The organism is Halomarina rubra (assembly GCF_023699475.1).
Classification (GTDB): domain Archaea; phylum Halobacteriota; class Halobacteria; order Halobacteriales; family Haloarculaceae; genus Halomarina; species Halomarina rubra.
On sequence record NZ_JALXFV010000002.1, the window covers coordinates 243,073 to 263,657 of the forward strand.

The 20,585-nt window shown below is 68.3% G+C and carries 21 protein-coding genes; 8 read left to right on the top strand and 13 right to left on the bottom strand.

Annotated elements, in window-relative coordinates; translation table 11 throughout:
• Positions 1-2 precede the first annotated feature (2 nt).
• On the bottom strand, positions 3-1,409 hold the full coding sequence (locus M1L36_RS02515; RefSeq protein ID WP_250872140.1) for a heme o synthase: 1,407 nt from the start codon (positions 1,407-1,409) through the stop codon (positions 3-5).
• A gap of 100 nt (positions 1,410-1,509) precedes the next feature.
• Between M1L36_RS02515 and coxB the strand changes: the two genes are divergently transcribed.
• Positions 1,510-2,373 (top strand): cytochrome c oxidase subunit II, encoded by an 864-nt coding sequence (gene coxB, locus M1L36_RS02520; protein ID WP_250872141.1) that lies wholly within the window; start codon positions 1,510-1,512, stop codon positions 2,371-2,373.
• Between the two features lie 842 nt (positions 2,374-3,215).
• On the opposite strand, the gene M1L36_RS02525 is transcribed toward coxB, so the two are convergent.
• Entirely contained in the window at positions 3,216-4,076 is an 861-nt protein-coding gene (locus M1L36_RS02525; protein ID WP_250872142.1) for a cytochrome c oxidase subunit 3, read from the bottom strand.
• 130 nt (positions 4,077-4,206) lie between these two features.
• Between M1L36_RS02525 and M1L36_RS02530 the strand changes: the two genes are divergently transcribed.
• A complete protein-coding gene (locus M1L36_RS02530) occupies positions 4,207-5,622 on the top strand; it encodes a hypothetical protein (protein WP_250872143.1) in 1,416 nt (471 codons plus the stop codon).
• Positions 5,619-5,903 carry a DUF7410 domain-containing protein gene (locus M1L36_RS02535; RefSeq protein ID WP_250872144.1) on the top strand — a complete coding sequence of 95 codons (285 nt, stop codon included), beginning with the start codon at positions 5,619-5,621 and terminating at the stop codon, positions 5,901-5,903. Before M1L36_RS02530 ends, M1L36_RS02535 begins: the two co-directional genes overlap by 4 nt.
• Positions 5,904-5,938: 35 nt before the next feature.
• Here the strand turns inward: M1L36_RS02535 and M1L36_RS02540 are convergent, their stop codons facing one another.
• Together M1L36_RS02540 and M1L36_RS02545 are read right to left on the bottom strand one after the other, a co-directional pair.
• Positions 5,939-6,085, bottom strand: a complete 147-nt coding sequence (locus M1L36_RS02540) for a hypothetical protein (protein ID WP_250872145.1) — start codon at positions 6,083-6,085, stop codon at positions 5,939-5,941.
• Positions 6,086-6,184: 99 nt separating this feature from the next.
• The gene (locus M1L36_RS02545; RefSeq protein WP_250872146.1) at positions 6,185-6,382 is read right to left on the bottom strand and encodes a DUF5800 family protein; all 198 of its coding nucleotides are present in this window, start codon (positions 6,380-6,382) and stop codon (positions 6,185-6,187) included.
• A 130-nt stretch (positions 6,383-6,512) separates the two neighbouring features.
• On the opposite strand from M1L36_RS02545, the gene M1L36_RS02550 reads away from it, so the two are divergent.
• Positions 6,513-7,454 carry a polymer-forming cytoskeletal protein gene (locus M1L36_RS02550; protein WP_369694198.1) on the top strand — a complete coding sequence of 314 codons (942 nt, stop codon included), beginning with the start codon at positions 6,513-6,515 and terminating at the stop codon, positions 7,452-7,454.
• Between the two features lie 7 nt (positions 7,455-7,461).
• Here the strand turns inward: M1L36_RS02550 and M1L36_RS02555 are convergent, their stop codons facing one another.
• Positions 7,462-8,094: a TMEM175 family protein gene (locus M1L36_RS02555; RefSeq protein ID WP_250872147.1), complete on the bottom strand. Its 633-nt coding sequence runs from the start codon at positions 8,092-8,094 to the stop codon at positions 7,462-7,464.
• A 181-nt stretch (positions 8,095-8,275) separates the two neighbouring features.
• A complete protein-coding gene (locus M1L36_RS02560) occupies positions 8,276-9,463 on the bottom strand; it encodes a S8 family peptidase (RefSeq protein ID WP_250872148.1) in 1,188 nt (395 codons plus the stop codon).
• Between the two features lie 119 nt (positions 9,464-9,582).
• Here M1L36_RS02560 and M1L36_RS02565 point away from each other — a divergent pair, with 119 nt between their 5' ends.
• Positions 9,583-10,764, top strand: a complete 1,182-nt coding sequence (locus tag M1L36_RS02565) for a redox-regulated ATPase YchF (protein ID WP_250872149.1) — start codon at positions 9,583-9,585, stop codon at positions 10,762-10,764.
• Between the two features lie 9 nt (positions 10,765-10,773).
• On the opposite strand, the gene M1L36_RS02570 is transcribed toward M1L36_RS02565, so the two are convergent.
• The 6 genes from M1L36_RS02570 to M1L36_RS02595 all read right to left on the bottom strand — a co-directional run bounded on the left by M1L36_RS02570 (position 10,774) and on the right by M1L36_RS02595 (position 16,378).
• Positions 10,774-11,538 carry a class I SAM-dependent methyltransferase gene (locus tag M1L36_RS02570; protein ID WP_250872150.1) on the bottom strand — a complete coding sequence of 255 codons (765 nt, stop codon included), beginning with the start codon at positions 11,536-11,538 and terminating at the stop codon, positions 10,774-10,776.
• 251 nt (positions 11,539-11,789) lie between these two features.
• Positions 11,790-12,644 carry a UbiA family prenyltransferase gene (locus tag M1L36_RS02575; RefSeq protein ID WP_250872151.1) on the bottom strand — a complete coding sequence of 285 codons (855 nt, stop codon included), beginning with the start codon at positions 12,642-12,644 and terminating at the stop codon, positions 11,790-11,792.
• A gap of 83 nt (positions 12,645-12,727) precedes the next feature.
• The gene (locus M1L36_RS02580) at positions 12,728-13,105 is read right to left on the bottom strand and encodes a hypothetical protein (protein ID WP_250872152.1); all 378 of its coding nucleotides are present in this window, start codon (positions 13,103-13,105) and stop codon (positions 12,728-12,730) included.
• 103 nt (positions 13,106-13,208) lie between these two features.
• Complete coding sequence (locus M1L36_RS02585) at positions 13,209-14,330, bottom strand: pyridoxal phosphate-dependent aminotransferase (RefSeq protein ID WP_250872153.1); 1,122 nt, start codon at positions 14,328-14,330, stop codon at positions 13,209-13,211.
• 94 nt (positions 14,331-14,424) lie between these two features.
• The gene (locus M1L36_RS02590; RefSeq protein ID WP_250872154.1) at positions 14,425-14,571 is read right to left on the bottom strand and encodes a hypothetical protein; all 147 of its coding nucleotides are present in this window, start codon (positions 14,569-14,571) and stop codon (positions 14,425-14,427) included.
• A gap of 268 nt (positions 14,572-14,839) precedes the next feature.
• The gene (locus M1L36_RS02595; protein ID WP_250872155.1) at positions 14,840-16,378 is read right to left on the bottom strand and encodes an aldehyde dehydrogenase family protein; all 1,539 of its coding nucleotides are present in this window, start codon (positions 16,376-16,378) and stop codon (positions 14,840-14,842) included.
• A gap of 128 nt (positions 16,379-16,506) precedes the next feature.
• On the opposite strand from M1L36_RS02595, the gene M1L36_RS02600 reads away from it, so the two are divergent.
• Entirely contained in the window at positions 16,507-17,067 is a 561-nt protein-coding gene (locus tag M1L36_RS02600) for a DUF4112 domain-containing protein (protein WP_250872156.1), read from the top strand.
• A 54-nt stretch (positions 17,068-17,121) separates the two neighbouring features.
• Here M1L36_RS02600 and M1L36_RS02605 read toward each other — a convergent pair whose 3' ends face one another.
• Entirely contained in the window at positions 17,122-17,937 is an 816-nt protein-coding gene (locus tag M1L36_RS02605; RefSeq protein ID WP_250872157.1) for an RIO1 family regulatory kinase/ATPase domain-containing protein, read from the bottom strand.
• 86 nt (positions 17,938-18,023) lie between these two features.
• On the opposite strand from M1L36_RS02605, the gene M1L36_RS02610 reads away from it, so the two are divergent.
• Entirely contained in the window at positions 18,024-19,274 is a 1,251-nt protein-coding gene (locus M1L36_RS02610) for an alginate lyase family protein (protein WP_250872158.1), read from the top strand.
• A 137-nt stretch (positions 19,275-19,411) separates the two neighbouring features.
• Entirely contained in the window at positions 19,412-20,554 is a 1,143-nt protein-coding gene (locus M1L36_RS02615) for an acyl-CoA dehydrogenase family protein (RefSeq protein WP_250872159.1), read from the top strand.
• Positions 20,555-20,585 lie beyond the last annotated feature (31 nt).

The following is a 20,585-nucleotide window of genomic DNA, read 5'->3' on the forward strand; positions in this document are numbered from 1 at the left end:
GCTCAGACGACGATGGCGTCGAGGACGACGGCGACGAGGACGGTCCCGAGGTAGGCGTTCGAGGCGTGGAACGCGCGGAACGCCGCGGACTCGGTCTGCTCGTGGTGGAGTCTGACGACCGCCCAGAGGAACACGCCGCCGAAGACGACGGTCGCGCCGGCGTAGAGCCAGCCGAGGCCGGTGAGCGCGGTGAGCGCCGTCGCCGCGACGAGCGTCGCCGCGAGGTACCAGAGGATGTGTTTCCGGGTGACCGTCTCGCCGCGGACGACGGGCATCATCGGGAACCCGCCGCGGGCGTAGTCGTCCTTGTACGCCAGCGCGAGGTTGTAGAAGTGTGCGGGCGTCCAGAGGAAGATGACGCCGGCGAGTGCGAGGCCCGGGAGGACGTCGTTCGTCGTCCCGGTGACGGCGACCCAGCCGATGAGCGCGGGGAGCGCGCCCGCCGCCCCGCCGATGACGGTGTTCTGGACGGTGTTCGGTTTGAGGATGAGCGTGTAGACGACGCTGTAGAACACGATGGCGACGAACCCGAGCGCGGCCGCCAGCACGTTCACCTGCAGGAACGCGACGAGCGAGAGCACGGTCAGGGCTCCACCGAACGCCAGGGCGTTGCGGACGGGCACCTCGTGTTTCGCGAGCGGGCGGTCGCTAGTGCGGTTCATCTTCTTATCCACGTCGCGTTCGAGGACGTGGTTGAACGTCCCGCTCGCGCCGATGGAGAGGACACCCCCGAGGAGCGTGAGGACGACGGTGTCGAGGCGGAGGTTCGACCCGGCGGCCAGCGCCATCCCGGCGGAGGCGACGAGACAGAGCAGCCACATCAGTCGCGGCTTCATCAACTGGAAGTACGCCCAGACGACGCGCTTCGCGCGGTCGACCGGTGGGACCGTTCCGGTCGGGACGGCCGCAGGTGGGGTGTCGACGGGGTCGTCCGAGGCGTCGCCGACGGACGAGTCGGCGGCGTGCACCGGCGACTCGTCACTGTCGCCGGTCTCTGCTTCGAGTTGCCAGGCGAGTGCGAGCGCCAGCGCGGTGAAGATGGCGGTGCCGGCGAGGAGGTGGGTGCCGGTGAGCAGGTCGGGTGCGCCTTCGAGCGCGACGAACGCGCCGGCGCCGGCCTGGATGGGGTAGCCGACGCCGGCGACGAGGAGGGCGAGGCGGACGCGCGTGGTGGCGACCGACCAGCCGACGACGGCCGTCGCGAGGCCGAGGAGGCCGACGACGACCGCCACGAGGCGGTGGCCGAGCGCCACGGCGACCTGCGGGTCGGTGACGGGGCCGGAGCAGGTGGGCCACGTCCCGCAGGCGGCGACGGCGTCCGCGAGCGAGGTCGTCGCGCCGACCACCACCAGCAGGTAGACGCCGACGAGCGTCGCCGCGAGCAGGGAGGTGAATCGAGGGCGAGACACGATTGGGTGAACCTCGGGTGCGTTCGCACTTAGACCCCGCGCTTTTCGCCACGAGGCCGCAGTCAGCAGGTATTTACGTCGAACCGGCTAACTCGGTTTCATGCAACAGGCGCGGAGAATGCTGGGGGTTCTGACCGGGCTGTTCGCGCTCGTTATCCTCGCGGACCCGGTCGCTGCCCAGTCGTCAGTGAACGAGGAGCTCATCTTCGGGCTCAATCGGAAGCTGCTGTACGTCGCAGTGCCGATCACCGTGCTCGTCGAGGGCATCCTCATCTACACCGTCTATCGGTTCCGGGACAACGACACCCCGAAGCCGACCCAGGAGAACCGCCGGCTCGAGATCACGTGGACCGTCGCGACGGCCATCATCCTGCTGTTCGTCGGCCTCGCGTCCTACCAGGTGCTCGGCACGCCGTTCATCGGTGGCGGCACCGCGACCGCCGAGACGACCAACGACGGCCTGATGGAGCTCAGCTTCGACAAGCCCGGCGCGAAGGCTCCGGAGAACCCGGACGACGCCGTCCAGGTCGAGGTGAAGGCCCAGAAGTACTTCTGGCAGATCAACCACCAGAACCCCGGTGGACAGAACGTGACCGCGACGGATACGCTCGTCATACCGGCAAACCAGACGGTGTACCTCCACGTCACCTCCAAGGACTGGCTCCACGCCGTCCACGTGCCGGGGCTCGCACTCAAACAGGACGCCTTCCCCGGTCAGTACAACACCATCATCACGGAAGCGACCGAGAAGGGCTCCTACCAGCTCTACTGCGCCGAGTACTGTGGCATCAGCCACTCCAACATGCTCGGTGAGGTGCGCGTCGTCAGCCAGGAGGAGTACCAGCAGTACCTCCAAGAGAACAGCGGTTCGGGCGGTTCGGGCGGCAACGCGTCGGGTAACAGCACGGGCAACAGCACCAACGCGTCGGGCAACGCGACCAGCGCGTCCCTCGTGGCGGCCTGAGCGGCCGACTTCTCACCGTCTTTCAGGACCCGTGAGCGGCGCGACTGGGTCCGGGCCGGGACTGTCTGCGCCGTCTGTTTCTCTCTGCACGACGACAGTTCATTGCCACAACACTTTTATCGACGTGTGTAGTAGTGACATGGCACGGTCGCGTCGCTAGCTGCGTCGGACCGGCGGATGTTGGTCGAGTCGCTCCGCCGGGTGTATCCACGCAGGGCGATGGCAACCGTCTACCCGTACCGCTTCACGCGGAGTCGGTGGCGCTGGCACCGGCACCACTCCGTCTGGACTTGCGTGGCCCGCGCACGTCGTCGCCCACGACACGCGCGACCGCCGAGGCCGTCTCGCGCCCACGGCCTCGCACTCGCCACGCCGCGCGGTACACGGGTCCGACGGCGGACCGCTCTGGGGAGAACGACCGCCGCACGAACGGGCGCGCACTGACTACAGACGAGCGACGCCTCTCGTCGCCGAGGCGAGTTCCCCGGCGTCCGTCGTGGCCCGCACTTGCGGCCGTCGTCCCTGCTCGCCGAGCGCTCGCTGTGTCGGAGCGGTCCCGACGGCACTCGACGACCGTGCGCGGTCGTGAGCCGTCACGGCGTGTACGGGTCCGGTCGCCTGCAAGAAGCATCACGTCTCTCGGAGCGGACGGCGGGCCGCAGGCGACGGCGGTAGCTGTGCGGCCTCTCGTCGCCCGACGTTCGGGACCGAGACGACCTGCGGCGAGTGCTCGGGCGGCGAGTGGCGGTTCGCTGAGAAGGGTGACGGAAGCGACTGTCGGGCACGTCGTGTGTGACGGCGGTCGCTCGGGGGTCGGGAGAACGGAGAGGAGTCGCGCCGTCTCAGATGGTGAACTCCGCGCCGACGTACAGCACGACGACGAGGAAGATCCAGACGACGTCCACGAAGTGCCAGTACATCGAGACCGTCGAGACGGACGTGTGACGCTCCGAGGAGTACTGCCCGAACAGCGCCCGGATGAGGACGATGCCGATGAGCACCGCGCCGAGGGTGACGTGCAGGCCGTGAAGCCCCGTCAGGCCGTAGAACGCCGACCCGAACACGCCCTCGGTGATGGTGAAGTTCTCACCGACGATGAACTCGTAGTACTCGTACACCTGCCCGCCGATGAAGATGGTCCCGAGCACGAGCGTCGCGACGAGCAGACCGATGAACCGCGAGCGGTTGTCGTTCAGCAACGCGACGTGTGCGTAGTGGAGCGTGAACGAACTCGCGACCAGCAGCGCCGTGTTGATGAGCACGAGGCTTCCGACCAGGTGTGGGAGTTCCGCACCCGCGGGGGGCCACGCCCCGGCGCGGATGAAGAAGTAGTAGATGAACCCCGCACCGAAGGTCGCGACCTCGGTACCGAGGAACAGTATCATCGCCATCCTGAGTCCGGGCGACCCGTGTTCGGTCGCTTCGCCGCCCCAGAAGTCGACGATGAACGCGTGATACAGCCAGCCGTACAGTCCGACGAGGAAGACGACCGTCGAGGCGATGAACACCGCCGGCCCGACCATCGAGCCGATGAGTGGCTGTTCGCCGGTGCCGAGGAGGAACAGTGCCGCGCCGATGTAGAAGCCCGCCCCACCGATGGCCGTGACGAACGGCCACCAACTCGCCTCACCGAAGCCGCGAGGCCAGTCCTCGACGGCGGGCAGGTGGTGCCCACCGTGGTCGTCCGATTCTTCAGTCGCCATACGATGCGATACCGAGCGGAGGGACAAAAGCCCTCCCAAAGCGCCGTCGGTCGCGAGACGAAAACGACTCCACGACGCTCCCCCTACCACCGCCATGGACCGGCCGGCCCTCCCTCGTCGTCTCCGCGCCGTGTCGCCCCGTCGCATCGCCCTCCTCGGCGTCGCTTGCGTCGCCGCCTCCGTCGCGCTCGTCGGCACCGCGCTCGCCCACGGCGGGTCGCTCGGCGGCACCCGACAGAACCTCTCGGTACCCCGCTGGCTCGTGTTGATGACCGGCGGCGGGGCGGTCGGCGTCTCGTTCATCCTCGCCAGTTTCGTCACCGACCGGGCGTTCGTCGCCTCGCTCCACGACGTCCGTCGCTCCGTCTCGTTTCCGACTCGACCCCTCGTCCTCGCGGGGCGGACGCTGGGCGTGCTCGGTCTGGTCGCCGTCCTCTACACAGGGTTCGCCGTCGAGGGTGGACCGCTCGCCGGCGTCCTTCCGCCGGCCCTGCTCGTCCCGACCGAACCGCTCCGGAACCTCGCGGTCGTCCTCGTCTGGGCGGGTTGGTGGGCCGGGTTCACCATGACGACGTACCTTCTCGGGAACACGTGGCCCGTACTCAACCCGTGGCGGACCGCCGCGCGCGCCCTGCCCTCGCTCGACCGTCACTACCCCGAGTCGCTGGGATCGTGGCCGAGCGTCGTCTTCCTGCTGGCGTTCGTCTGGGTCGAGGTCGTCAGCCCGCTGGCCGATGAGCCGGTGCAACTGGCGACGGTCGTGGCCGCCTACACCGCCGTCACGCTCGTCGGGGCGGCCGTGTTCGGCGAGGAGACGTGGTTCGGGACGGTCGACCCCATCTCGCGGGTGTTCGCCGCCTACGGTCGGGTCGCACCGCTGTACGCCGAGGACGGTCGAGTCCGAGCGCGCCTGCCCGGTGCGGCGCTCTCCGACGCGTCGTGGCTCACCCGACGGGGGGACGTGGCGTTCGTCGTCGCGCTGCTCTGGGCGACGACCTACGACGGGTTCGTCGCCACGCCGACGTGGCGGGCTGTCGTCACGCCGCTGGTCGAGGCCGGCCTCCCCGCGCCGGTGCTCTATCCGCTCGCGCTCGCGGTCGGGTTCGGCGTGTTCTACGGTGCGTACCGCCTCGCGGCGAAGTACGGGCGACGGTACGCCGACTCGCTGCTCACGACCGACGAACTCGCCCGGCGGTTCGCGCCCTCGCTGCTCGCCATCGCCGCGGGCTACCACGTCGCCCACTACCTCGGGTACTTCCTCTCGCTGTCGCCGTCGCTGTTCGGGGCGCTGTCGAACCCGCTGTCGCCGCCCGCCCCCGCGCTGGCGCTCGTCCTCCCGGCGTGGTTCGGCGGCGTCGGGTTGGCGTTCGTCCTGCTCGGTCACGTCCTGGCAATCTGGGTCGCCCACACGACGGCATTCGACGTCTTCCCGAGTCGGTTGCAGGCCATCCGGAGTCAGTACCCGCTGACGGCGGTGATGATACTGTACACGATGACGAGTCTGCTCATCGTCTCCCAGCCGGCCGTCGAGGTGCCCTACCTATGAGGGGCGAGGAGGTTGAGACGCGCGCCGCTCCCGAGACGACCGACGACGTGTTCGCCTGTCGGTTCTGTGGCCGGCCGTTCGCCCGTGCGGAGTACCGGGCGTTGCACTACGGACTGGACCACGAGGCGTCGCTGGACGACGACCAGCGCGCGGCGTACGACGCGGCGCTCGACGAGGAGGAAGCGGAACTGCGCAAGTTCCGGCTGAAGGCGGCGCTCGCGCTCGTGTTGGTCTACTTCGGATTCCTGTTGCTCTGGGCCGTCGTGAACCTGCTGTTGTGACGGGTCGACGAGACCGGCGTCGAACGCGTCGACGCTCAGCCCAACTGCGTGAAGAGGAGGTACGGGACGACGAACAGGACGACGGTCATCGCCGCGAGGATGAGGCCGTAGCTGAGTGCGGTCGCGACGGCGGTGAGCCACGTCGGGTGTTCGTACTCGGCGAACCGCTGCGGGAGTTCCATACTGCCGAGTGCGCGCCTCGGTCTAAAGGTCTATCGTTGGTCCTGTAACCCGACGGCGGCCGGTTCGTCGCCCGTGATTCCGTGGGCTCGGTTCACGACTCAGTTCACGATGTCGCCGATGCGTCGCGGTTCGCCGGTCGGCGAGGGGTCCTCCTCGACGATCTTCAGCACCTCGTGGTCGGTGACGTCGGGGTACGATTTGCCGACCGCGTCCTCGACGAGCGCCTTCTCCAGTCGGAACTCGGTGCCCTTGTACACCACGTCGACGCCCGACTCGTCGAACGAGAGAACCGTCATACCTCACCAGAACACGGGGGTGACCAAAGTCGCATCGCTCTCGTCGGAACCTGTCACTCGCCGTACGCGCCGTCAGACGTCCGGCAGACGTTCTCCGGGGGTTTATTAGCAGCTACGGTAACGGGTAGCCGTGCCACTCCGCTCGGACCCGCTGGACCGACTCGCCATCCCCGACGGGACGACCGTCGAGGAGCGCGACCTGGTGACCGCGGGAGACGTGGTCATCGGGGGACAGTCCACCGTCGAGTTCGGGGTCCGCGGACGAGGCGTCGTCGCCGGCGAGCGCGTCACCTTCGGCGGCGACATCGAAGCCGAGGCCGACTGCCGACTCGACATGTGGTGTGACGTCGCCGGCAACGTCCTCGTCGGCGAGGACGCCTACATCGGCGAGCGAACCCACATCGGCGGGCAGTTGATGGTGTCGGGCGACCTCGACATCGGCGACGACGTCGACATCGACCGCGGGTTCGAGGCCAACGGCTGGATCGTCATCCGCAACCCGATGCCCACCATCACGTTCTTCTTCGTCTACCTCTCGCACCTGCTACGCATCGGCGAGGAGGAGGCCGCCCAGAGCGCCGCGAACGAACTGCTGGGCGACGAGGAGGAGGAGGGGACCGACGCCTCCGACGCCGATACCGACGCCTCCGACGCCGATACCGACGCCGAGGACGACGAGTCGACCGACGAGGCCGAGGGGCCGCGTCCGCTCGTCATCCCGCGCGGCGCGACCGTCTCGGACGATGCGTGGCGCGTCTCGACGCCCGCTACCGTCGGCGACGGCTGTCGCATCCACGGCAACCTCCGGGCCGCCGACCTCGACGTCGGCGAGGACAACAACGTCTTCGGCAGCCTCCGCGCCAAGGGCGACATCACCGTCGGCGAGGGCACCCGCATCCACGGCGACGTGACGACCCGCAAGGGAACCGTCCGCATCGCGCCCGGCGCGGAGGTGCTGGGCGACGTCGCCTGCGAGGACCTCTCGTTGCACGACGACGCCGCCGTCGACGGCGCGATTCGCGCTCGCGGCGAGATGTCCATCGTCCGCGAGTTCGCCCGCGAACTCGAGTGAGGACGGACTAGTCGTCCGTGCGGCCGTACCGACTACCTTCGAGGGACACCTTCAGCGCGACGAGCGAGACGAACAGCAGACCCCAACAGACGAACGCGAGCGCTGGGTCGACGAAGAGTGCGGCTGGTATCGACAGGCCGAACGCGAGTGGTGTGAGCAGGTACTGGAGTCCGTAGAGCCGCGCACGGTCGGGGCTGATTCCCGAGACGAGGTGCCCGTCGTGTCGAGAGACGTACCACCAGAGGACGTACAGCAGTGCCCCGGTCACGGTCATCGACACCGCGTAGAACACGACGCTGACGACGCCGCCGTCGTCGCCCAGCAGCGCCGTCGGAAACGGGAGGAACGCGACCGACATGAGAAACACCATGTTGAGCCACGTCACGCGCTGGGTGTGGACGGTGACGTGGTCGAAGACGTGGCGGTGGTCGACCCAGAAGTTCCCGATGACGAGGAAGCTGAGGACGTAACTGAACACGTCGCGCCACTCGCCGATGACGACCGTCTCGGTGACGGCGGTCCGGGCCGGTTCGCTCGGCAGGTCGACGTTCAACACGAGGACCGTGATGGCGATGGCGAACACGCCGTCGCTCAGTGCGACGAGTCGAGTCGGGTCGACGGGGGGTCGGTCGGTCGCCATCTCGCTCCGTCCTGTACGCCGAGTGACTACTTAGCGGTCGTGTGGGTCGTGTGGGTCGTGTGGGTCGTGTGGGTGACGACGTGTCGCCGACCGAGAGACGGACCGACGGCTCGACCCGCGATGCGTCGCTCGCCGGGTAGCGAGCGGAGGAGACAGGGACCAGCAGGACGTCCGTACCGAGTCAGTCGTCCGAGGAGTCGTAGCCGAGCGACGCGGCCACGTCGAGCAGGCCCGACCCGCTCTCGTTCTCCGCGAGGCCGATGTCCTCGGCCGTGTTCTTCAGTCGCGAGCGCGCTTCGCCGGCGGTGTAGCCGTCGGCGAGCAGTTGCCCGGCCGCGCCGGCGACGTGCGGGCAGGCCATCGACGTGCCGGAGAACTCGGCGTAGCCACCGGGGACGGTGGAGTTGATGTTGCTCCCGGGCGCGGCGATTTCGACTTCGGGACCGGTCGAGGAGAAACTCGACAGGCCGTCGCTCTCGTTGGTCGAGGAGACCGCCATCACGGTGTCGTAGGCTGCGGGGTAGCCGACGCAGTCCGAACACGGCCCCGAGTTGCCCGCCGCGGCGACCAGGAACACGCCGTTGTCGGCGGCGTACTGGCAGGCGTCCTTGACGGCCTGCGACCCGGAGGACGCGCCGAGACTCATGCTGGCGACGTCCCAGCCCTTGTTCGCGACGGCCTCGATGCCGGCGGCGATGTCGGAGAACGCTCCGGAGCCGGCGCAGTCGAGCACCTTGACGGCGTGGAGCGTCGCCTCGGTGGAGACGCCGACGACGCCCTGTGAGTTGTTCACCGCGTTGGCGATGCCCGCACAGTGGGTGCCGTGGTCGTTGTCGTCGTCCCACTCCTCGTTACAGGAGTTCGAGTTGCCCGAGAAGAAGCAGGTGAACCCGCCGTCTCCACACCCGGTGATGGCGACGCCCTCGCCGAGGTTCGCCTGCAGGTCCGGGTGGTCGGAGTCGATACCGGTGTCGACGATGGCGACGTCGATGCCGTTCCCGGTCGACCCGTTAGCGTGGGCGACCTCGGCGTCGACGCGGTCGACGCCCCACGGCGTCGACTGGGCGATGGCGTGCATCTTCCCGTCCGGTTCGACGTACTTCACGTTGGGATTCTTCCGGAGAGCCTCCACCGCCTGCTCGGGGAAGTTACCCGCGACGGCCTCGCCCTGTGCGCCGAAGTCGAGTTCGTGTTTGACGCTGTTCGCCTTCCGCTTCGCGAGTCCCTTCGCCTTCCCGTCGGTGACACCGACGACGTAGTCACCCTTCTCGGCAGCCTGCGCGCTCGCGGTTCCGAGCAGCGTCGTCCCGGCCGCACCTGCACCGATGGTCTTCAGCACGTTGCGTCGTGTCTTGTTATTCCGGGGCATGGAACAGGCAATCACAAACACCGTCCTGTAATAAAACTAGGGTCGGCGAAGTCAGCAATTAAGTACGTTCGGGTACCGGCGACCGAAAGGCACACCACCGTCGTTGTGGTGTGTGAGGTATGCTCTCTGTCGCGCTCGCGGGCAAGCCCAACGCCGGCAAGTCCACGTTCTACCGGGCGGCGACGCTCGCGGAGGTCGACGTCGGCAACTACCCGTTCACCACCATCGACCCGAACCGGGGGGTGAGCTACGTTCGGACCGACTGCCCCTGTCTGGACCGGGAGGAGCGCTGTGACGACGAGGACTGCCGCGACGGGAAGCGGTACGTCCCCATCGAACTGCTCGACGTCGCGGGTCTCGTCCCCGGCGCACACGAGGGGCGCGGCCTCGGCAACCAGTTCCTCGACGCGCTGTCGAACGCCGACGTCATCTGTAACGTCGTCGACGCCTCCGGCGGGACGAACGCCGAGGGCGAACCGGTCGAGGTCGGCAGCTACGACCCCGTCGAGGACGTCGACTTCGTCGAGGAGGAGATGGACCTCTGGCTGGCGGGCATCGTCTCGCGCAACTGGGAGTCCGTCGAACGCCAGTCACGCTCGCCGGACTTCTCGCTCGAAGAGGCCCTCACGGATCTCCTCACTGGAATCGGCGCGAGCGAACACGACGTGGCCGCCACGCTCCGGAGCGTCGACTACCCCGCAGACCCCATCCAGTGGGAGGACGACGACCACGAACGCCTCGCCCGGGACCTCCGAGCGCGCTCGAAACCCATCATCGTCGTCGCCAACAAGGCCGACGTGGCCCCCCAAGAGAACCTCGAGCGCCTCCGAGAGGCCGCCGACGTGGTCGTCCCGGCCACCGCCGAAGGCGAACTCGCGCTCCGGCAGGCCGCGAAGGCGGGCGTCGTCGACTACGACCCCGGCGACGCCGACTTCACCATCACCGGCGACCTCTCCGAGAAGCAAGAACGCGGCCTCGAACAGATTCGCACCGTGATGGACGAGTGGGGCGGGACCGGCGTCCAGACCGCCCTCGACACCGCCGTCTACGACTTCCTCGACCACTTCACCGCCTACCCCGTCCAGAACGAGTCGAAGTGGGCCGACGGGCAGGGCAACGTCCTCCCCGACGCGTTCTTGCTCCCCCGTGGTTCGACGCCCAAGGACCTCGCGTACGCCGTCCACTCCGACATCGGCGACGGGTACCTCCACGCCGTCGACGCCCGCCGGAACCTCCGTATCGCAGAGGACCACGAACTCGAAGAGGGCGACGTCGTGAAGATAGTCTCGACGGCGTCCTGAGCGACTCGCTCACTCGCCGACGTGCGCGACGAACAGGCCAGCGTCCTTCTCGGCGTGGAACACGCCGTCCTCGAATCGCTCCTCGAACGCTTCCCGGAGCGCCGGTTCGTCAGCCGACTCGAACTCCTCGCGCGAGGCGGCGTAGGCGACCAGTGCGTCGACCTCGGAGACCACCAACGCGTCCTCGTGGCGACGACACTCGACGCGGTCGAAGACGGTTTCGAGTGGTTCACGACCGGTCCCGAGTCGGAACCCGTCCGCCCGGTCGATGGGGCCACCCCAGACGGCCGTCATCACCTCGTTGAGTTCACCGAGGTGGTCCATCCCGCTGGTCGCGGCGTACAGCGCACCGTCGGGCCGGAGGACGCGCCGAATCTCGCGGAGTGTCCGACGAAGTTCGGGGACGTGGTACAGCATGAAGTTGGCCGTCACCGCGTCGAACGTGTCGCTGGTGAACGGGAGCGAGGCGGCGTCGGCCACGGCGACGGTGGCCGCCAGGTCCTCGCGTGCCTCCCGGACCATCCCGGGTGCGGCGTCGGTGTGGATGACCGTCCAGTCGTCGGGCACACCCACCTCGACCCAGAGGTCGCCGGGGCCGCCACCGAGGGTGAGCACCTGCGGTGTGTCGGGCAGGTCGAACTGCTCGAACAGCCACGGTTTCAGGTCGACGTCGGCCGTCGAGAACCGTTCGTGGAGGGCGATACGGGCGTCGAGGTTCGAGGCGTCGCCGTACTGCTCGGCGAGCGCCTCGCGGTCGTCACACCAGTCGGTCATCGGTGGACCGACCACGGCGGGCGGGATGAAACTACCCTCTCGACCCGACTGTCAGCCCGTCGGAGCGGAATTCGGGTGAGATTCGGCGCTGAGTTTGAAACACGCTTTTGACCGGTGAGGTCCTCGGTTCAATCGTGTGCCATGGATGCACACGGGCTCGCACCCGGCGGGTCCCCTCCCCCTTCGGACGGCCACGTTCGGTCACCGCTGACGCTCTTCGGCCCTCGGTCTCCGACGACGTCTCCGCGACCTCACCCGAGCGGCCGGAGCCACACCGCGACGACCAGCACGGCGAGAAACAGGTACGACCCGCGAATCAACACTGCCGTCGACGTCGCAGGGTCCATCCGTCTGGTGAGCGACGCGACGGCCGCGAACACCCCCACCGCGAGCACGCTGCTCGTCGGGAAGACGGGCGTGAGGACGGCCAGGGCGGTGACGACCAACAGCCCCGTCGCCATCAGCGCGTAGGCGGCGGTCCGGGCGCGTTCGCGACCGAGGACGACCGCGACGGTCCGTTTGGAGATGGAGCGGTCGTACTCGTAGTCCTTCGCGTCGTCGATGACCTTGATGCCCGAGAGGACGACGACGAACACCGCGGCGAACGCGACGACCGTCGCCGAGAGCGCCTCCGCCTGGACGTAGTACCCACCGAGCAACGCGAACCCGATGCCGAGTGGATAGCCCGTCGTGGCCGTGACGGGGTTCATGTCCAGTTGGGGGGCGTGGAGGTAGCCGATGAGCCACCCCGGGAGCGTGAGCGCCGCACCGACCGGCCCCACGAGCACGTACACGCCGGCGAGACCGACGAAGAACACCGTCGACGCGCCGGCGAGCGCGAGGCGACAGCCACGGACGGTCAGCGGGTGGTCGTCGTCCTCGCCGCGCACGTGGAAGTCGACGTAGCCGTCCTTGACGTGGGCGACGTACAGCGCGCTGAACACGACCACCGCGTACAGCGTCGCCACCACCGGGTCGAACGACTCGGCGAGCACCGCCCCGAACGCGCTCGCGGCGACCGGCGGCAGCATGAAGACCGGATGGACCTGTGAGGCGAGCGCCCCGAGGGCGGCCCCGACTCCGCTACCGTGACGAGCGATACTCATACCCACGGGTGGGCGGGCAGGTGGATAAATCGTCAGGTCGTTTGGATGTTCGGTGCTGCGCGGTCGGGGTCGGTCGCGACCGCTCAGTCGCGGTGCCAACTCGACGAGTCGAGGACCGTCTCGGCGACGTGGGAGGCGAGTCGCCGTGCCGTCCGCTCGGTGTCGGCGTGGAGTTCCCCGGTGTGGCGGCCGGTCTCGCCGCCGACGCGGTCGACCTGCGAGTCGCGGTCGACGCCCGGCGCCCGGTCGTGGAACGCGAGCACCTGTTCGCGAAGTCGCTGGAGGGCGGCGTCGGTCAACCGGCGGTCGACGGTGCCGAGGTCGTAGCGAACGACGTAGCCACGCTCGCCGACCCGGACGGCGACCACCGGCAGTCCGCGTTCACCACAGCGTGTCCAGAGTCGCGCTCGCTCCTCGTCGGTCTCGTACAGCGGGACGTTCGACGGTGCGAGTGAGTCCACGGCCACGGTAGGGGGTCTGTGGGCTTGGTTTCGTCGCCTCAGTGCTCTGGGGTCGACGAACCGGTGGCTACCGCCGACCGCCGACCGACGACGGTCCGCCGCCTCACTGGAGACTGGCGGTCGCGCCACGCATCACGTCGAGCGCCTCCTTCAGCGTCTCGACGTTCACCGCGTAGGAGATCCGCGCGTGACCCGCACCGCCGTCGCCGAACGCGTCGCCGGGGACGACGACGACGCCGTCCTCGATGACCGCGTCACACCAGCCGTCGGGCACGCGGGGCATCGCGTAGAACGCCCCCGCCGGCGTGGGTGTCTCGAGGCCCATGTCGTTCAACCCGTCGAGCAGGACGTTGCGGCGCTCCTCGAACGCCGCGCGCATCTCCTCGACGACGTCCTGTGGTCCCGAGAGCGCGGCCTCGGCGGCGTACTGCGCCGGCGCGGAGGTACACGCCTGGACGTACTGGTGGACGCGGAGCATCCGCTCGATGCGGTCCTCGCTGGCGGTGACCCACCCGAGTCGCCACCCCGTCATCGAGTACGTCTTCGAGCAGGCGTTGACGACGACGACGTTGTCCGAGGAGGCGAAGCGCATCGGCGAGTGGTGTTCACCTTCGAAGACGAGTCGCTCGTACACCTCGTCGGAGATGCACAACACATTGTGGTCGTCGGCGATGCGGGCGAACTCGCGCATGTCGGTTTCGGACTGGACCGTTCCCGTGGGGTTCGACGGCGAGTTGACGACGAACGCGGCGGTGTCGTCGGTGATTGACTCCTCGACGGCCGCCGGGTCCATCGTCAGGTCCTCGCGGAGTTCGACCGGCTTGGGCGTCCCGCCGGCGATGCGCGTCAGCGCGTCGTAGGAGACGAACCCGGGGTCCGGGAAGACGACCTCCTGGCCGGGGTCGACGTGGGCCTCCAGCGCGAGGTGGAGCGCCTCACTGCCTCCTGCGGTGGCGATGACGTCCCGCGGGTGGACCGAGAAGCCGTTGTCGCGGTCGTGTTTCGCCGCGATGGCCTCCCGGAGTTCGCGGGTCCCCTTGTTGGAGGTGTAGGCGTCGGCCTTCCCCGACTCGATGGCCTCGATAGCGGCCGCTCGAGCGTGTTCGGGCGTCGGGAAGTCGGGCTGGCCCAGCCCGAGGTTGATAGCGTCCTCGCCCGCCGCCTCGAACACCTTCCGGATGCCGCTGATGGAGACCTGTTCGACCCGCTGAGAGAACGTCGTCATACTCACTAGCGAGACGGGCCGTGACAAGAAGGTTGAGGGCCGGACGGCACCGGTGTCCGGTGGGAATCGAGTAGCGGTCGACGGTGCCTCGTGCTCACTCCACCTCCTCGCGCAGTTCGCCGACGTACAGCTCCATGGCGTCCATCGCCGCGTCGGCGTCCATGTAGCCCTGTTCGTACTCGTGGAACACGCCGTCGACCTTCCGGAGGTACTCCCGGACCGCGTCGTCCGATTCGCTCATACCCGACGGTTCGTCGGGCGAGACCTTAATCTGGTTGCCCCACTGGACCGACAGGTCCGCGGGAGTCGACCGGTTGGCGGACAGGCGACACCCGACACGCGCTCGGCGCGGCCGGTGCTCGACACGGACGGGTGTGTCGCGCGGTACGGGTCGACGCCCCGGAACCGCCCGTAGCTGCGGTCAGCTCACGGCTGGCGCTGGTCGCGTGATGCCGCAAAAAGGTCGGGAGTCGGTCGAGTGGTCGAACTGGTCGGGCGGGGCGAGTCGTTCAGTCCTCGGACGTCTTGATGTCCGCCGAGAGGCCCTGTGCCATCTCGATGTCCTTCGAGTTGTTGAGCGTCCACGCCGTGCGCTCGGTGACGGCCTCGATGACCTCGCGGGCGCTCGGGTAGCCGTTCCCGGACTTCTTGACGCCGCCGAACGGCAACTGGACCTCCGCGCCGATACACGGGAGGTTGCCGTACGCGAGGCCGACCTCCGCGTGGTCGCGGTAGTAGTTGATCTGGCGGTAGTTCTCGGAGATGACGGCACCGGCCAGTCCGTAGGGCGTGTCGTTGTGGATGTCGACGGCGCGCTCGATGTCGCCGCTATACTTCATGAGCGCGACGTGGGGGCCGAACACCTCCTCGCGGATGGAGCGCTGTTCGCCCTCGTCGTCGTACTCGATTTCGTAGACGAACGGGCCGACCCAGTTACCGTCCTCGTGACCGTCGGGAATCTCGCTGTCGTCGAGCTCCGTGCGGTCGACGAGCACCTCGGTCGCCTCCTCGCGGGCCAGGTCGTTGTACTTCTGAATCTTCTCGACGTGTTCGGGCTCGATGGCCGGCCCCATGAACGTCCCCTCGTCGAGCGGGTCGCCGACGGAGACCTCCTTGGCGATCTCGACGTAGCGCTCCTTGAACTCGTCGTAGACGTCCTCGTGGACGATGAGGCGCTCGGAGGAGACACAGCGCTGGCCGGTCGTCTTGAACGAGGACATCACGGCGGAGTGGACTGCGACGTCGAGGTCCGCCTCCTCGGTGACGACGATACCGTTCTTCCCGCCCATCTCGCAGGCGGCGAGCTTGCCGGGCTGCTGGGCGACCTTCTCGGCGACCTCGTGGCCGACCTCGGCGCTCCCGGTGAACAGCACGCCGTTCACGTCCTCGTGGTCGACGATGCGTGCGCCGGCGTCACCGAAGCCCTGGACCATGTTGAACACGCCCTCGGGGATGCCGGCGTCCTCGAACATCTCGGCGATGATCTGGCCGCACATCGGCGTCTGCTCGGCGGGCTTCCAGACGACCGTGTTGCCCTCGACGAGCGCGACGGCCATGTGCCAGAACGGGATGGCGACCGGGAAGTTCCACGGCGAGATGCAGCCCACGACGCCGCGTGGTTTGCGGCGCATGTAGGCGTCCTTCGCGGGAATCTCGCTCGGGACGACGTCGCCCTTCGGGTGGCGGGCGTCGCCGGCGGCCCACTCGACCATGTGGTACGCTTCGATGACGTCGGCGCGACCTTCCGAAATCTCCTTGCCACACTCCTTGGTGACGGCTTCGGCGAGTTCGTCGGTGCGCTCGCGCAGTTCGTGGTAGATGTCCCAGAGGTACTCCGCGCGCTGGATGTGCGAGAGCGCGCGCCACTCCTCGAAGGAGTCCTCGGCGGCCGCGACCGCACGGTCGATGTCGCTCTCGGTGCCGCGGCGGAACGTCGCGATGGACTCGCCGGTCGCGGGGTTCCGGGAGTCGAACGTCTCGTCGCCGTCGCCGTCGTCGAAGCCACCGGCGATGTAGTGGCGGTGCGTCTCGGAGACTTGCTGGCTCATAACGACTGGCGATTGACCGAGACGTGGTATAAAGCCCTGTCTTTCGCGGCAGCACTACTCGGTGCACGTGACTCTCCGCCCGCGCGACGGGCGTCACCGCTTTGTGGTCGCCGCGAGTGGGTGGGCGCATGGACGACAGCCCGACCGACGAGAGTGACGAGTCGCCCGACGTGGGCGAGGTGCTCGGCGAGGACGTCCTGAACGACATCGGCGAGGACGACTTCGACGTCCCCGAGTCCGTCGACGAGGACGCGCTGCGACGGATGCGGACGGTCGCGGACCTGCTCGACGAGGCGGTCACCATCCCCGGCACCGACGTGAAGGTCGGTCTGGACCCGCTCGTGAGTGCCATCCCGGGAGTCGGGACCGCGCTGTCGGCCGGCATCTCGCTGTACATCGTGCTGGAAGCGGCGAACCTCGGCGTCCCGTTCGCGACGGTGGTCCGCATGCTCGCGAACGTCACCGTCGACGTGGCGACGGGGTCGATACCCGTCGTCGGGACCATCTTCGACACGTTCTGGAAGGCCAACGCCTGGAACGTCGACCTCGTCGAGGAGTTCCTGGCGACCGAACACCACCGTGACCGCGAACGGCGGGCGTTCGGCCCGACGCCGACCGAACCCGAGGTGGCCGAAGGGGACGCGGAGGACGCCGACGACGGACCCATCCGTATCGACGTCACCGAGTAGTCGGAACGAGCGGTCTGCCGCCATCCGAGCCGTCGCGTTCGACCTTCGCCGCGCTCAGCCCTCGGCCCCCTCCGCGGTCGCCTGTTTCTCGATCTCGCCCTTGACGCTCGCGGCGTCGAAGTCGTGGTCCGGACGCATGTTGACGAAGTCGAGGAAGTCCTCGGCCGCCAGCAGATGCTCGGTCGGGTAGTGTTCGCGCGCCGCGTCGAGGGCGGTCTTCGGCCCGACGAGCGGTTCCAGCGCGGCCAGTGCACACGCGAGGTCGTACGCGCGGGCCTGCTCGATGGCTCCCTCGCGGACGCTGGTCGCGTCGATGAGGTAGAGGCAGTCCCGTGCCACGAGGACGTTCTCCGCGCGCAGGTCGCCGTGGGCGAGGCCGGCGGCGTGGAGTCGTGCGAGCGCGTCGAACAGGTCGGGGGCGTAGCGGACGACCTCCCGGTGGTCGAGAGCACCGAGGGTCCGGAACGCGGGCAGGTACTCGACGACGAGCACGCCCAGTCCGTCGTGTTCGAACGCCTCGACGGGTTCGGGGACGTTGATGCCGAGCGAGCGCATCCGCCGGGTCGCCTCCAGTTCACGGTCGGCCATCTCGACGGGGTCGGCGACGTGTTCGAAGAACCCCTCCTGACCGCTGGAGAACGCTCCGAGGTTCCGGCCCGTCGTGAGGACGGCGTGGAGCAGCGAGTGCTGGGGCGTCATCACCTTCACGAACCAGCGGTCGTTGACCACGCAGGGCGTCGAGAGCCAGTTGTCCGCGTCGAGGAACTCCACGCGGAGGTCGGTCTGGTCGTAGCGGCGGGCCACCTCGCGCATCACGCTCTCGAGGCGGTCCCACTCGACCTGCCCTCTCAGGAACCGCCGGAAGGCCATACTCATCCCCACTCCGGCGGGCGCTATCAGTGTGTTGCCCCCGACCACAAGGGCCATTCGTGTCCGCGAACTCCGTCCGACACCGAATGACGGACGACCAACACGAGCGGCGAAGTAGGCGGTGGTCGCGCCGGCGACTGCTGACGACCGTCGGCGCGGCAGGCGTCGGTGCCGTCGCGGGTTGTCTCTCGCGCGAAGCGAACGGTCGGGCCGGCCCTCACCAGCGCGGAGGGGGTCGGCCGGCGATGTTCGTCGACCGCGACGAACTCGCGGCCGTCGCGGCCCGCGTCGACGCCGGCGAGGAGCCGTGGGCCAGCGCCTACGGAGCGTTCCTCTCCGACGCCGACGAGTCGCTCGACGCCAGCCCCAAGAGCGTCACTGACGACGGTGGCGGCCACGCGTTCGAACCGAGCGACCCCGACGACGACAGTCGGACCGACTACGTCGCCGCCATCGAGATGGGCGACCGTGTGCGGGACCTCGGATTGGCCTACGAACTCACCGGGGACGACGCCTACGCCGAGCGTGCGGTCGAGTTCCTCGACCACTGGTTCCTCGCGTCGGACACCTACATGACCCCCGAACTGACCGACAGCATCGAGCAGTTCATCACGCTCCCGAAACTGTGGTACGGGGCCGAACTCGTCGGCGACCACGCCGCGTGGGAACAGGTCGACGGGGAGTACTCCGAACTCGTCGACTGGGTCGACACCTACCTCGGCGAACTCGGGACGGGGACGCCCGACTGGGTTCAGAACATGTTCGTATGGCGGGAGGTCGCCCACGCCGCCGGTGCGGTGTTCGTCGGCGACGACGAGCAGGTCGCTGGCTGCTTCGACCGCCTGCGCGAGACCGCGTTCGGTCAACTGCGTTCGGACGGCCTGCTCGAAGAGGAGTTGGGGCGCGCGGAGGGCCTCTCGTACTCGCTGTACGCGTTGAAGGCGTTCGTCACCGCGGCCGAACTCGGGCGGCACTACGGCGAGTCGCTCTACGAGTACGAACGGCACGGCCAGAGCGCGCTGAAGCTGATGTTCGACGCGCACGCCGAGTTCTTCTTCGACCCCGAGTCGTTCGACGAGCAGTACGGCGAGGCCGGCGGCTTCGCGGCCCGCGAACGTGAGGAGGGAACCTCCGCGTACGAACTGGCGTACTCCTACTGGGGCGACGAACGCTATCTGGAGGTCGTCGAGTCGGGCGGAAGCGAGATTACGAACGAACCGACGTACGTCGCCCAGCATCAGGACGCCATCGACTCGTCGGGACGGCCGGTCCGCGACGAACGACTGCTCGGGTGGACGACGCTCACCCACGGCAACCGGTTCGACCTCGACACGTAGCGTCGGCCCGGTCGTCGCCTTCGGGGACGGTCCACCCCTCGCTCGCGCCCTCGTCGCGTCGCACCCTCTCTCCCTCGTGCCTTCGCGCCGTCCCGCTTGTCGGAGTGTTTATGCCGGTTCCCCGGTCAAATTTTGCCATGGACTTCGAGCTACCCTCGGAACACCGGATGATTCGCGACACCGTCCGGGAGTTCTGTGACGAGGAAATCGAACCCATCGCATGGGACATCGAGGAGGAACACCGCTTCCCCGAGGAGGTGTTCGACGCGTTGGCCGACCTCGACATGATGGGCGTCCCCGTCTCCGAGGAGTACGGCGGGCTCGGCGGCGACCAACTGATGTACGCGCTCGTCACCGAGGAACTCGGCCGGGTATCGGGCTCTATCGGTCTCTCGTACGCCGCCCACACCAGCCTCGCGACGAAACCCATCGAGATGTTCGGCACCGACGCCCAGAAAGAGCGGTGGCTCGAACCGCTCGCGACCGGCGAGTACCTCGGCGCGTGGGCGCTCACCGAGCCGAGTTCCGGGTCCGACGCCAGCGACATGGACACGATGGCCGAGAAGGAGGGCGACGAGTACGTCATCGACGGCACCAAGCAGTTCATCACGAACGCCTCGGTCGCCGGTTCCATCCTCGTGAAGGCCGTCACCGACCCCGGCGCGGGCTACGACGGCATCTCGACGTTCATCGTCGACCCCGAGGAGGACGACGGGTTCGAGGTCGTCACCGAGTGGGAGAAGATGGGTCTCAACGCCTCGCCGACCTGCGAGATCAAGTTCACGGACTGCCGTATCCCCGAGGACCGCCTGCTCGGCGAGGAGGGCGAGGGCTGGACGCAGACGATGAAGACGCTCAACGGCGGGCGCATCTCCATCGCCGCGCTCTCCGTAGGACTCGGACAGGGCGCGTTCGAAGCCGCCAAGTCCTACGCCACCGAGCGCGAGCAGTTCGGCAAGCCCATCTCGAAGTTCGACGCCGTCCGGGACATGGTCGTCGAGATGGACCGGAAAATCGAGCGTTCGCGCCTGCTCACCCACAAGTCCGCCACGCAGTACGACGACGGTGAGGACGTCACGCACTCCTCCGCACTGGCGAAGTACGACGCCAGCGAGACCGCCCGCGAGGTCGCCGAGGACGCCGTGCAGGTGCTCGGTGGCTACGGCTACACCACCGACTTCGCCCCACAGCGGTTCTACCGCGACGCGAAGCTGATGGAGATCGGGGAGGGGACCAGCGAGATTCAGCGCCTCGTCATCGGTCGGCAACTCGGCCTGTAACGCCGTCTCGTTCTCGACTCCCGACACGTTT

Coding starts and splice junctions, on each gene's coding strand:
- coxB (WP_250872141.1), top strand. CDS start 1,510: ATGCAACAGGCGCGGAGAATGCTGGGGGTTCTGACCGGGCTGTTCGCG.
- M1L36_RS02525 (WP_250872142.1), bottom strand. CDS start 4,076: ATGGCGACTGAAGAATCGGACGACCACGGTGGGCACCACCTGCCCGCC.
- M1L36_RS02535 (WP_250872144.1), top strand. CDS start 5,619: ATGAGGGGCGAGGAGGTTGAGACGCGCGCCGCTCCCGAGACGACCGAC.
- M1L36_RS02540 (WP_250872145.1), bottom strand. CDS start 6,085: ATGGAACTCCCGCAGCGGTTCGCCGAGTACGAACACCCGACGTGGCTC.
- M1L36_RS02545 (WP_250872146.1), bottom strand. CDS start 6,382: ATGACGGTTCTCTCGTTCGACGAGTCGGGCGTCGACGTGGTGTACAAG.
- M1L36_RS02555 (WP_250872147.1), bottom strand. CDS start 8,094: ATGGCGACCGACCGACCCCCCGTCGACCCGACTCGACTCGTCGCACTG.
- M1L36_RS02560 (WP_250872148.1), bottom strand. CDS start 9,463: ATGCCCCGGAATAACAAGACACGACGCAACGTGCTGAAGACCATCGGT.
- M1L36_RS02565 (WP_250872149.1), top strand. CDS start 9,583: ATGCTCTCTGTCGCGCTCGCGGGCAAGCCCAACGCCGGCAAGTCCACG.
- M1L36_RS02570 (WP_250872150.1), bottom strand. CDS start 11,538: ATGACCGACTGGTGTGACGACCGCGAGGCGCTCGCCGAGCAGTACGGC.
- M1L36_RS02575 (WP_250872151.1), bottom strand. CDS start 12,644: ATGAGTATCGCTCGTCACGGTAGCGGAGTCGGGGCCGCCCTCGGGGCG.
- M1L36_RS02585 (WP_250872153.1), bottom strand. CDS start 14,330: ATGACGACGTTCTCTCAGCGGGTCGAACAGGTCTCCATCAGCGGCATC.
- M1L36_RS02590 (WP_250872154.1), bottom strand. CDS start 14,571: ATGAGCGAATCGGACGACGCGGTCCGGGAGTACCTCCGGAAGGTCGAC.
- M1L36_RS02595 (WP_250872155.1), bottom strand. CDS start 16,378: ATGAGCCAGCAAGTCTCCGAGACGCACCGCCACTACATCGCCGGTGGC.
- M1L36_RS02600 (WP_250872156.1), top strand. CDS start 16,507: ATGGACGACAGCCCGACCGACGAGAGTGACGAGTCGCCCGACGTGGGC.
- M1L36_RS02605 (WP_250872157.1), bottom strand. CDS start 17,937: ATGGCCTTCCGGCGGTTCCTGAGAGGGCAGGTCGAGTGGGACCGCCTC.
- M1L36_RS02610 (WP_250872158.1), top strand. CDS start 18,024: ATGACGGACGACCAACACGAGCGGCGAAGTAGGCGGTGGTCGCGCCGG.
- M1L36_RS02615 (WP_250872159.1), top strand. CDS start 19,412: ATGGACTTCGAGCTACCCTCGGAACACCGGATGATTCGCGACACCGTC.